At 69.3% G+C, this 11,322-nt stretch carries 9 protein-coding genes and 1 pseudogene; 4 read left to right on the forward strand and 6 right to left on the reverse strand.

What is annotated here, in order from left to right:
* On the reverse strand, positions 1-442 hold a 442-nt coding region (locus PKD06_RS16470; protein ID WP_324381992.1), incomplete at its 3' end, for a hypothetical protein.
* On the opposite strand from PKD06_RS16470, the gene PKD06_RS16475 reads away from it, so the two are divergent.
* Entirely contained in the window at positions 441-1,637 is a 1,197-nt protein-coding gene (locus PKD06_RS16475; RefSeq protein WP_324381994.1) for a hypothetical protein, read from the forward strand. The two genes, PKD06_RS16470 and PKD06_RS16475, sit on opposite strands and share 2 nt — an antisense overlap.
* Positions 1,567-3,333: a hypothetical protein gene (locus tag PKD06_RS16480; protein ID WP_324381996.1), complete on the forward strand. Its 1,767-nt coding sequence runs from the start codon at positions 1,567-1,569 to the stop codon at positions 3,331-3,333. Before PKD06_RS16475 ends, PKD06_RS16480 begins: the two co-directional genes overlap by 71 nt.
* A gap of 36 nt (positions 3,334-3,369) precedes the next feature.
* Here PKD06_RS16480 and PKD06_RS16485 read toward each other — a convergent pair whose 3' ends face one another.
* Positions 3,370-4,113 carry an SDR family oxidoreductase gene (locus PKD06_RS16485; RefSeq protein ID WP_324381998.1) on the reverse strand — a complete coding sequence of 248 codons (744 nt, stop codon included), beginning with the start codon at positions 4,111-4,113 and terminating at the stop codon, positions 3,370-3,372.
* Positions 4,110-5,444: an FAD-binding oxidoreductase gene (locus PKD06_RS16490; protein WP_324382000.1), complete on the reverse strand. Its 1,335-nt coding sequence runs from the start codon at positions 5,442-5,444 to the stop codon at positions 4,110-4,112. Before PKD06_RS16490 ends, PKD06_RS16485 begins: the two co-directional genes overlap by 4 nt.
* A gap of 245 nt (positions 5,445-5,689) precedes the next feature.
* Here PKD06_RS16490 and PKD06_RS16495 point away from each other — a divergent pair, with 245 nt between their 5' ends.
* Entirely contained in the window at positions 5,690-7,324 is a 1,635-nt protein-coding gene (locus PKD06_RS16495) for a hypothetical protein (protein ID WP_324382002.1), read from the forward strand.
* Between the two features lie 27 nt (positions 7,325-7,351).
* Here the strand turns inward: PKD06_RS16495 and PKD06_RS16500 are convergent, their stop codons facing one another.
* From PKD06_RS16500 to PKD06_RS16510, 3 genes are all read right to left on the reverse strand, one after another.
* The gene (locus tag PKD06_RS16500) at positions 7,352-9,046 is read right to left on the reverse strand and encodes a glycosyltransferase family 39 protein (protein ID WP_324382004.1); all 1,695 of its coding nucleotides are present in this window, start codon (positions 9,044-9,046) and stop codon (positions 7,352-7,354) included.
* A 100-nt stretch (positions 9,047-9,146) separates the two neighbouring features.
* Complete coding sequence (locus tag PKD06_RS16505) at positions 9,147-10,229, reverse strand: autotransporter outer membrane beta-barrel domain-containing protein (protein ID WP_324382006.1); 1,083 nt, start codon at positions 10,227-10,229, stop codon at positions 9,147-9,149.
* 195 nt (positions 10,230-10,424) lie between these two features.
* Positions 10,425-10,808 carry a hypothetical protein gene (locus PKD06_RS16510; protein WP_324382008.1) on the reverse strand — a complete coding sequence of 128 codons (384 nt, stop codon included), beginning with the start codon at positions 10,806-10,808 and terminating at the stop codon, positions 10,425-10,427.
* Here PKD06_RS16510 and PKD06_RS16515 point away from each other — a divergent pair.
* A pseudogene (locus PKD06_RS16515) lies at positions 10,789-11,321 on the forward strand (integrase core domain-containing protein); the annotation flags it as partial. The gene PKD06_RS16510 and the pseudogene PKD06_RS16515 overlap by 20 nt on opposite strands.
* Position 11,322 lies beyond the last annotated feature (1 nt).

An 11,322-nucleotide genomic window follows, 5' to 3' on the forward strand; every position in this document is an offset into this window, starting at 1 on the left:
CCACGCCCACGACACCCACGGCGACGCCCACCGCCACCCCGACGCCCACGCCCACGACACCCACGGCGACGCCCACCGCGACCCCGACGCCCACGCCCAGGACACCCACGGGGACGCCCACCACGACCCCGACGCCCACACCCACGACACCTACGGGGACGCCCACCACGACCCCGACGCCCACGCCCACGACACCCACGGGGACGCCCACCGCAACCCCGACCGGCGCTCCGACGGGGACCCCCACCGGAACACCGGCCGGCACCCCCACAGGCTCCCTCACGCCGTCGATCTCGGTGAGCCCCACACCGTCGGAGATCGACGCGGTGCCGGGGCTCGATCGACGCCTCGTGCTGCCGGGACTTCTCCTCGTGCTGATCGTCGGTTTCGCGACCATCCTGACATGGCTGGTTCGGGCTCGGCCACAATAGAGGTTGGTCATGCGGGCCCTCGGCGCCCATCTGGCGTTGGCCGTTGCGCTGGTCCTGCTCGGGTTGTCCCTCGAGGGAACGGCGGCCTTTCGCGATCTTCTCGGATCTCCTCTGATCCTCGCCATCGCGAGATCGGCGACGTGGCTCATCTCATGGTGCGGGGGCGCAGTGGCGCTCTCGGGGAACGTCATGAGGCATCCGGCCAGCGGCGTCGAAGTCCACGTCACCGAGGCATGCGACGGTCTCGGCGTTTTCATCGCCATCGCGGCCGGAATCGTGGCGCTCCGCCCCGGCTGGCGGTTCGGCATTGCCGCCGTCGCATTGCTGTTCGGCCTGATCCAGCTCTTCAACCTCGCCCGCGTGGTCGGCCTGTTCTATCTCCGGCTCGGGCCGCACGCGTTGTACGATGCGACGCATCTCTATGTGCTTCCGTATGCGACCGTCCTCCTGTTTGGTTGCTTCTTCTTCCACATCGCCCGCACGATATCCGGATCGGCCGGGAACGGCCCGGCGGCGACCGCGGCCTTCGCGGCCACCCCGAGCCGGAACCGGCTGGCGCTGTTCGCGGCGGCCTTCCTGCCGATGTTCGGCCTCTGGTGGTTCGTCGCGCCCTACCTGCTGCTCCCGCTCCTGCGAGGGGTATCGAGCGCGGCAGCCCAGGCGTTTCACGGCCCCGCCCTGGAGGCGCTCGCGGAGGCCGGCCCCGATCGATGGCTGATTCAAACGCGGCTTCTCCGGCCGGGCACGGCCGGAGGGCTCATCGACATTCCGCTCGAGCCGCGCCTCTTCACCGCGGCGATCCCGATCGCGCTGGCGGCCGGCTTCGCCTGTGCTCCGCGCGGCCTTCGCACGCGCGGGGTCCTGCTGGCCCTGGCTGCGACGAGCGTGAGCTGCGCGCTCGTGCTCGCCCTCCAGGTGATCGTGGCCGTGCCGAAGACAGCCGCGAGCACGAAGGCGGACACGGTCCTGCTCGAGCCGGCGCCGCGCGCACGCCCGGTCGCGGTGTCGTATCGGCCGCAATCGGAGGGGCTCGTCGCCAGCCTGGACCTCGCCCGCGTCGTCCTCGTCTACGCGAATTTCTTCCTGCTGCCGGCCAGCATCGCCGCGGCCGCGACGCTCCTGCGAACCCAGCCTCGTGAACCCGCCGGGCCTCCTCCTGCGGCAGCCCGTCCGGCCCGCAGGCGACGACCGCGCCGACGCGGCTGAACGGCGGCTCGCCGCAGCCTGCCTCCTGGCCGCGATCGCGACGGGGATCTGGCTGCGGTTCTGGCGTCTCGACTGGGACGGCGGCTTCCTCCTTCACCCCGACGAATACAACCTGATCGCGGCCGCGGCGCGATGGCGCTTCGCCTGGGGCACGGACCCGGGATTCCATGCCTATGGCGGCCTCGCCCTCTCGCTCCCAATCTTCGTATCTTACGCCCTGTCGCTGCTGTCGGGCGGCGATCCGTTCGCGCTTCAGCAACTGAGCCATGCGGCCCGCATCGTCTCCGCGGCGCAGTCGAGCCTCGCCCTCGCCTGCCTGCCGCTGCTCGCGAGCCGTGCATGGCCCGGCCGGGCCGGCCGGTGGCCCGCCGTCGTCGTCGCGTGGCTGGCCGCGCTCGACGTCGGGCTGGTCCAGGCGGCCCATTTCGGCACGACGGAGAGCGGACTCGTCCTCGTCGTCGTGCTGCTGGCTTTGCTGGCGGTGCTCCTCCATCGGGACAGGATCGGCCCCTGGTCCTTCGCCGCCGCGTCCGGAGCCTTGATCGGCCTCGGCTTCGGGCTCAAGGCGACGGCCGCGGCCTTCACGATCATCCCGGCCGTCGCCGGCCTCCTCGCTCTCGGACGCCTCGGCCTCCTGCGGCTGGGGGCGGTCGCCCTGCTCGGCGCGGTCGCGGGCCTCGCCGCCCTCGGGATCGTCAGCCCGCACACCTTCCGGTTCGGCGCGGCGTTTCTGTCGACGATGAGGTTCGAGGCCGACGTCGCCGCCGGCCGGGCCGATGTCTTCTGGACCCTGCAGTTCCGGAGCAAGCCGCCCGCCGTCTTCGCGATCGCGCAGCTTCCCTGGCTGCACGGGCCCTTGGTGCCGGGCGTCGGACTCGCGGGCCTCCTGGCGCTCGTCGTCCGGGCCTGCCAACGGCACGAGACGGCTCTCGCCTTGCTGCCTCTCGCCGTCTTCACCCTCGTCTTCGATGCCTTCGTGCTGACGCTCGGCGCCCCCTTCGTCAGATACTGGCTGCCGGGCGCGGCCGGACTGCTCATCGGCGTCGCCTGGATCGTCACGGACCTCGCGCGAAGCAGGACCAGGGCGAGCGGCCGGATCGCCGGGGCGATGGCCGGGCTCGTCCTGATGCTCTCCGTCGCCTGGTGCTACGCCTTCACGGCCATCTACCGCGCCGAGGACGTTCGATTGCAGGCCTCGCGCTGGCTCGCGGCTCATCTGGCGGACGGCGATCGCGTCCTCATCGAGCCGCACGATGTCGGCTTGCCGCTGCGCGTCGCGCCCCTGCCGGCCGCGAAGATCGAGGTTCTGCCTCTTCTCGAGCCCGAGACGGCGGCCGGCCTCGATGAATACGGGCGGCTCCTCTCCGGTGCCGATCGATTGATCGTCGCCTCGCGGCGGCATTCGAGCGTCCTGCCACGGCTGCCCGGCCGCTTCGGGATCGCCTGCGCGTATTACAGCGCCTTGCAGAGCGGCGAGCTGGGCCTCGTCGAGGAGGTCCGGTTCGACAACGGCCCGAGGCTCGGAGACTGGCGGGTTCCGAGGGGAATCTCGGAGGAAACCTTCGAGGTCTTCGATCATCCGGCCGTCATCGTCTTCCGGAGGGCCCGCCCGGTCACGCGACAGGCTGTCGTCGACGTGCTGGCCCGGCACCGGACGGGATGCCGGTACAGGGCGGGCGTCCTGGGTCGGCGTTGAGGGCCGGCGCTCGAGACAACGCGCCTCGCGGCGAGGTCAGAAGGACAGCCGCTTGAACGCCCATTCCGGCAGGCAGCGGATCGCGAGCATGATGATGCGCCAGATCGGCTTGACGTAGACGATATCGGACCCGCGGCGTTCGGCGGCCAGGAAGACCGCGGCGGCGACCTCGTCCGGCGTCGCGGTCAGCAACGGCGGGAGCCGGAAGCCGGACGTCATGCGGGTGCGGATGTAGCCGGGCTTCACGGTCACGACCCGGATGCCGTCCTTGGACAGCCTCATCCGGAGCCCGGACAGATAGGCCGTCAACCCGGCCTTGGCGGCGCCGTAGAAGGAATTGGAGGCCCGGCCGCGCTCGCCGGCGACGGAACTGATCGCGGCGATCGTTCCCGAGCCCCGCACGCGGAAGCGCTCGGCCGCGATGGAGAGCGCCAGAGCCGGGCCCTCGAAATTCGCTCTCAGCACCTGTCGCGCGTGGCCGGGGTCGCTCTCGGCCCGCGCCTGATCTCCCAGCATGCCGACGACGCACAGGACGGTGTCCGGAAGCGGCTCCAGGGCGGCCCGCATCGCCTCCTCGATCCGCTCGTCGAGGACATCCAGCGCGTGCAGATCCGCCGGGCGGCCGGATCGCACCGTCAGGTCGGCGGCCTCCCTCGCCCCGGCCTCGGGGTCCCGCGCCGTCAGGGCGACCGACCAGCCCTCCCGGGCGTAGCGCCGGGCCAAGGCGCGGCCGACATCCGATGTCCCTCCCAGGATGAGAACCTTCGGCATCGACGTCACAAGCCCAGGCGGTCAGAGAGACGCGATCGGAGCCGGCCCGCGGCTCCGATCTCCTTGCGGAGAGCACGAAAGTCGCCCAGCCGTCCATATCCGGCTGCGAGCGTATCGGCGCTCTGGGTGGAATCCTTTGCCAGGTAGTTCCGGCCTCCCGCCGCCGCCACGATCGCGTCGACGCTGTCGAGGACGGCGAAGACGTCCGCGCGGACCGGGGTGTCGACCGCCAGCGTGTAGCCGTCGATCGGGAAGGACAGCCACCCCTCTCCCCCTGGCCCGAACCTCTTCAGCACCGACAGGAACAGGCCGCCCGACGCTTTCGCGAACGCGCCGATGATGCTGCCGAGCGTGCGCTCGGCGTCGTGAGCCGGCACGACGCACTGGTGCTGGATGAACCCGCGCCGGCCATAGAGCCTGTTCCAGTCCCGAAGGGCGTCGAGGGGGAAGAAGCAGGAGTTCCAGTCGATCAGGCGGGCGCGGTCATGCGTCCCCGCGTGGCGTCTGAAATGCAGCTCGTTGAGCATCCGGGCGGTGCCCCGCCGCATCAGCGCCTCGGGGAGGTCGAGCGGCCAGGCGGGCGCCGAGCCCTCGAGGCAGGGAAAGCGATCGCCGATCCCCCGCGCCTCGATGGTCTTCAGGGACGCATGCTCGGCGCTCAGCACGACGGAGCGGCCGAGCTTCGGGCCGCGCGCCGCGCAATCGATCCACGCCACGCAAAAGGTCGCCGCGCCCGCGCGATCGAGCGTCGCGAGCGTCTCGCCGAGCGTCGCGGCGGTTTCCGTCCTCTGAACCAGCCACCCCGTCTCGACGCGGTCGAGCCTGAGGCGGGCGCGCAGGATCATCCCGGTCAGGCCCATGCCGCCAACCGTCGCCCAGAAAAGCTCGGGATTGCACCCGCGCGAACAGGACAGCACCTCCCCGGACGGCAGAAGCAGGTCGAAGCTCTCGACATGGCGGGAGATGCAGCCGGCGCGATGGTGGTTCTTTCCATGCACGTCGGCCGCGATCATGCCGCCGACCGTCACCAGCCTCGTGCCGGGGACGACGGGCGGGAAGAAGCCGCGCGGGCCGAGGGTGGCGATGATATCCGAGAGAAGAACGCCTGCCTCGACGTCGAGCAGCCCGCTCTCGTCGTCGAAGGCGATCAATCGATCGAGCCCCAGCGTGGACAGCGTCAGGCCGGCCGAAGCCGCGGCGTCCCCGTAGGAGCGGCCGTTGCCCCGCGCGATCCAGGTCCCCCCGGCCTTGACGGCCTCGGCGGCGTCTCGCGGCGTGCGGGGCAGGACCAGGGCGCCGTCGCAGCGCGGGAACCGCCCCCATCCTGACAGATTGGCCAAGGAACGGCTCCCGTGCCGGTCGATCCTGCCCGGCCCCTCCGCCAAAGGCGGAACGGCTCTAGCATCGGAGATCGAGGTCCGCCACCGGCGCGCCGCAACGGGAATCCGCTCGCCCGGACGACGGCCGGACTTGCCCAGGCGGCAATGGAAGGGCAACAATCCGGCAGGCGAACGCCGCAAGGCCGGGGATGTCCGCTCGGCGGCCGGCCGTGCCGCGCCGGGGCGCAAGGATCTACGGAGCCCAGATGTCGGGACGGGTCTGGAGCGGTTCGGCGGCTGCCCTCGTCCTCGCTTTCGTCGCGCTCATCCTGTTCGATTCCCTGGCCGAGTTTCCCCTCTACTTCTTCTGCGACGAGGCGGTTCAGGGAGCCGAGGCCCAGTCGCTCCTCGCTCACGGAGCCGACAGGGCCGGCGTGGCCTGGCCGCTCTTCTTTCGCGGCCACGGCGGATACCAGCTCTCGCTGTCCGTCTACTGGCTGCTGCCGTTCCAATGGCTCTTCGGCATGTCGGAAGGGGTCGTGCGCGCCAGCCACGCCGTCGCCAGCCTGATCGGCGTCGCCGGCGCGATGGCCTTCATGCGCCGCTATTCGCCCAGGACGCTCGCATGGCTATGCGTGCCGCTCGTCTTCTACGGGAGCCCGCTCTGGTATCTCCATTCGCGCACGGGCTTCGAGGCGGTGATCTCGGCATCCGCCTGGCTCGTCTGTCTCGCGGCATGTCCCGACCTCACCCACCGGAACGACCGGGACCGCTCCCGCGGGCATGCCGAGCATGCGAGATGGGGCCTGTTCCTGATCGCATTCGCGCTGTGCTTCTACGGCTACACGCCCGCCCGGGCCTGGGCTCCCCTCACCCTCGCGGCGCTGGTGCTCTCCCAGGCGGGCCGCGGCTTCGATCCGCGGCGTGCCCTGCTGCTTTTCGGCCTCGCCGGCCTCGTCATGGCGCCGTTCGCCTGGACCGCGCTCACCCGTCCCGAGGTCGCGCTCGCACGATTGTACGAAGTGACGGGCGCCGGTGGGGCGCCGGTCGGGGATCGCGCCCGGGCGGCCCTCCTGCGCCTCTTCTCCATCCTGAGCCCGACCTATTGGTTCGATGCGCAGACCCGATTCGAATCCTGGGAGCGTCACACCATTCCGGGAACGGCGCTCATCCCGCCCTATTATCTGCCTTTCGCGCTGACGGGGCTGGTCGCCTGCCTCGTCAGGTTCCGGTCGGATGAGCGGTCCCGCGCGCTGGTCCTGCTTTTCCCGGTCGGTGTCTTTCCCGGAATCTTCGTGGACATTTCACCGCTGAGGTGTCTGCCGGTGGCATTGGTCTACCTGCTGTGGTCGGCCGTGGGCGTGAGCGTCGTCCTCGGGGCCATGTCCGGCTCGTCGCGCGCAAGGGCATATGGCGGCGCTCGCTTCCGAGATCCCGCCGCGCTGTTCACCCCCGCGATCGTGCTGGCGCTGGGCCTGCACGTGGTCGCGCTGCATGCCTATGCCACGACGACGGCGCCCCTCTCGTACCAGGATTACGGCTTCTACGGGGTCCAATCGGGCGAGCGCGAGGTCTTTCGCGAAGCGCGCCGTCATGCCGATCGGCAGGAGGCGATCCGCATCACGCATGCGGCGTTCAACGGCAACGAAGCCCTCGTCGATTTCTACCTGTCCGCGGAGCAGCGCCGCTACGTGACCATCGCGGATGCCGGCAAGCCCTGCATCGTCGCGGGGCCCGGTCGCGAGCTCTGGATCCTGCGCGCCGAGCGATGGCGCGAGTTCAAGTCCGCCGTGTGCGACGTCGACGCGCAGGAACTGCTCACGATCCCGGATCCGCGCGGGGACGCCCTGTTCGTCGTGGCCGCCCTGACGCAAAGGCCGACCATGCCGGCCTCCCGTTGATCCCGGCACGAGCGCCGCCCCGCGCGATCAGGAGCCGGCGAGGAGATAGGCCACGCAGATGATCCGGCCATGCTGGTCCCGGTGCTCGGTCCGGACCCCGCCGGGAAATCTCGCCTCGAGCCCGCGCAGGTCGTCGAGGCGGTTCGGAAGGGCCAGCAGAAGGACCTTGCCGCCGGTCCGCAACGCCTCCGCGATCTCCGCGGCATCGCGGAAGTCACGGACGTCGCGACCGGCGGTCAGGAACCGGATGGTGCCGTGGGCGCCGAAGATGTGCGGCTGCCCGAGGAGAAAGGCCACCCGCGGTCCCTCGTCGATGATCGCACGCCCGAGAAGGGTCGGCAGGACGCCGCCCGCAGAGGCGGGAAATCGCCGGAAGTAGATGTCCACGTTGAGGGCGAGCACGGAGCCGGCGAAGAGGACCGCAACGAGAGCGGCCCACCTTGGGCCCACGATCGCGCATATTCGGTCCCGGACCGACGCGACGCCGATCGCGCCGACCAGGGCGATCGCCGGCGTCAGGACGAGGAGCCGGGGACCGTTTGGTTGATCGATGGTCAGCAGGCCCGCCAGCAGGAGGCCCGACCCGAGCCAGGCGAGCAGCAGCGCGCGCGCCTGGCCGCGGGACAGGACCAGGACGGTCAGTCCGGCCCAGAAGCACCCCAGCGTCACGATATCGAAGGCGGGAAGATCGGTCGCGTAGAAAGCCGACCGGTCGGCCGCCCCCAGGAGAAACGATATCGTCCGGCGCGCCTGCACGAGGAAGAGCCGCAGGCCGTCGCCCGGCAGCGCCGCAGCCGGATCCTGAAGGGTGTGGACGACATTGGGCGGGCTGAAGATGCTCACGCCGGACATGCGGGCCACCAGCGCGTCGGGCCGCCGGGCGTAGCTCCAGAGCAAGGGAGCGACGCTCACCAGGGCCGCCCATGCGAAGCCGCAGGCCCTGGGGAGGTCGATCGTGCGCCGGAGCCACAGGGCGGCGACCCATGCCCCCGCGAACACTGCGATCAGCCTCGAGCCGAAATAGAAATACTGGCTGACGCCGACGATGAGGCCGAGGGAGACGAGCCTCCGCTGCGAGGACCGGTGATCGATCCCTGCCAGAACGGCCAGCGCGGCGACCGCGCTCGCCGTGGTCGCCATGTTGTTCAGCCCGAGGCGGCTGTAGTGGATGTGAAAGTGCGAGACCGCGAGCAGAAACGCCGCGGCGTATCCGACGGAACGCCCGCCCAGCGTCTTTCCGAGACAATAGACCAGCGGCACGCACGCCGCGCCGAAGACGGCGCTCGTTATCCGCAGTCCCGCGACCGGGTCCGGGAAGGCCGCGAGGGACATGGCCTGGAGGTAGTGGAACAGCAGCGGCTGATCGTAGAAGCCGAGCCCGAACGGAGCGAGCGGCTCTCCCCTCAGGATTCCCTGGGCCAGGACGCCCATCTCGCCCTCGTCGCCATGGACGGCCAGGGGCAACTCCGATAATCCGATTCCGCGCAGGCAGAAGGCCAGCGCGGTGAGCGCCGCGACGGCGACGCATTCCCCGCCGGAGCCGGAGGGTGTGTCCGCCCCGGCCGGAGATCCGGGCGTCGTCGGATCGGCGATCCGCCATGTCAGCGCCAGTGCGCCGGCCCAGATCAGGATCGCCAGCCAGCTCGGCAGGACGTCCTGGCCCGCGGCCGCGAGACCGCTGAGCGAAAGGGGGAGGAGCCAGAGAACGAGGGGGTGAGCCATGGCGCCTGCGCACGACGTCGAGGTGGCATGCGCAAGACCCGGCTCACGCAAGTGACGGAACGGCTCGGGGGCTCGGGGTCGGCCGGTCCAGCATCGCCTGTCAGAACGTCAGGCCGAAGCGGCCGGTGACCTGCCACCCGTTCCAGGATTGCGACCCCGTCAACGCCCTGGCCTCGACCCCGACGAAGCCGCCCGGCAGGAGCGCCTCGATGCCGCCGCCGGCGAACCCGATCGTCCTGCCCGCATTGGCGAGCGAGGTGTCGAGCAGAGCGGCGGGGAGGGTGGCGCCCCGCGCGAAGTCCCGCGACACGCCCGCCAGCACGTAGGGCGAGACAGCCCCGAACCGATAGCCGAGCCGCCCCTCCAACTGCGCGAGCAGCATATCGAATCGATAGGCTGGAACGAGGCCCGGCGCGGAGATGCCGTACCCGATCCCGGTTTCCTGATAGCTCGCGGCGTTGAAGCTGACATAGCGCAAGCCTGCCGTCGTATCGAGGAAGATCCGGTCCAGCTCGAACCTGTGCGAGGCCCCGATCATGCCGAACCAACGGCTCGCGCCGAAACTGCCCGAGATCTGCCCCGAGCCGCGCGACGCGTCGAAGGACAGGGCCGTGCCGCCGGCGGCGGCGAAGAGCCGGGTGTTCGGCCCCAGGAAGTAGGCGGCGAAGATCGAGCCGCCGCCGCCGCCATGCGAGAGCGAGCCGCGATCGTACTGGCTCTTCCCGTCGCCGCTCTCGAAATTAGCCCCCACCCCGAGCAGCAGCGCTCCGACCGAGAGGTCGAACTGCCGGGAAAGGCAGAAGTTTCCGGTCCGCAGGTCGTAGCGGGAGGATGTCGGGCCGCTGCCGTATTCCGCGCCGGTGATCGTCACTCCACCCGATACCTGGAGCTGCCCGGCCGTCGCGGTCGTGCCCACGGACCCATACCCATCGGTCCGACGCAGCTCGGGCGAGTTCCTCTCGAGCGGCCGATCGGCGAGGGCGCCGCTCGCGATGTAGGATCCCGACGTTCCCGTGGGCGTGAAGCAGGATTGCAGCAGGTCGAGCTGAGACGTTGCAGCCATGCGCGTCACCGGTGCCAGCATGGCGCGGCTGGAGCCGGGGATGTTGTGCGCGCGTGCGGCATCGAGCGGCCATAGCATGGAGACTACTGCGATGACCGGCAGCAGAAAGCGCCACGCCATGGATCCCGGCCCCCTCAGACCGAGCGAATCCCGGCCGCACGGGCAAACGGTGCCGCAAGCACGCGCGATGTTCAACGGAGAATGGATATTGCAACGTCCGTTTCAAGCCGACTGATGCCCGCACGCTACATCTCTCTCGATCTCGCATCGATCCGATGTCGCCGATTTGTTGTCCTCGGCTCCGGCAAGGCCGGGTCAATCTCTTCTTTGGTGAGGCCCGCCGTCGAGATGCTCCGCGATCCACTTGCGGCAATCCATGATGGACTGATTGATGACCTGGTCCATATCCAGATACTGATAAGTCCCGCACCGACCGATGAAGCTCATGTTGTCCAGCCGCTCGGCCTTGGCCCGATACACCTTGTAGAGTTCCCGATACCTGCCGTCGCTGGTCTTGACGGGGGAGTAGTGTTCGAAGTTGTTGTCCTTGTAATCCCAAGGCTCCTCGCCCTCCGAGCGGTCGAAATACTCGTCGATCGACATGCTGTTGAAGCAGTAATCGTAGCTCTCCGGCATCTCCGCGGAGAAAGCCTCGAACAGGTGCGTTCGATGCTCGGATGCCATCGACCGCACCAGCAAGTTCGCTTCGTCGAGTTGCATCGCCAGGCGAAGCGGCGAACGGCAGGTGAATTTCTACGTCATCTGACAGAAGCGATCCCTTACAAGATCCACACCGTCCTCACCGATAACGGCATCCGCTTCACGACTCCAGGAGCCGGAGGATCGGCCGTCCCGCTCATCGTCGAAGCTCCCGCCAAGGGTGAGCCCGTGGCGGCTCATGCCTTCGAATACGCCTGCGCGCAACCCGGCATCGAGCACCGTCTCACCAAGCCCAAGCATCCGTGGACCAATGGTCAGGTCAAAAGAATGAGCCGGACCATCAAGGACGCAACGGTTCGGCGCTATCACTATGACGATCATGGAAAAATCGAACGACATCTCTATGATTTCGTGGCTGCCTACAACTTCGGTCGGCGTCTGAAGACACTCAAGGGCCTCACACCTTACGAGTTCCTCTGCAAACAATGGACAACCGAACCACAGAGATTCAGCCTCGATCCAATCTACCAAATGCTGGGACTAAACAGCTAGC

It is taken from the genome of Enterovirga sp., from assembly GCF_035325185.1.
Lineage (GTDB): Bacteria > Pseudomonadota > Alphaproteobacteria > Rhizobiales > Beijerinckiaceae > Enterovirga.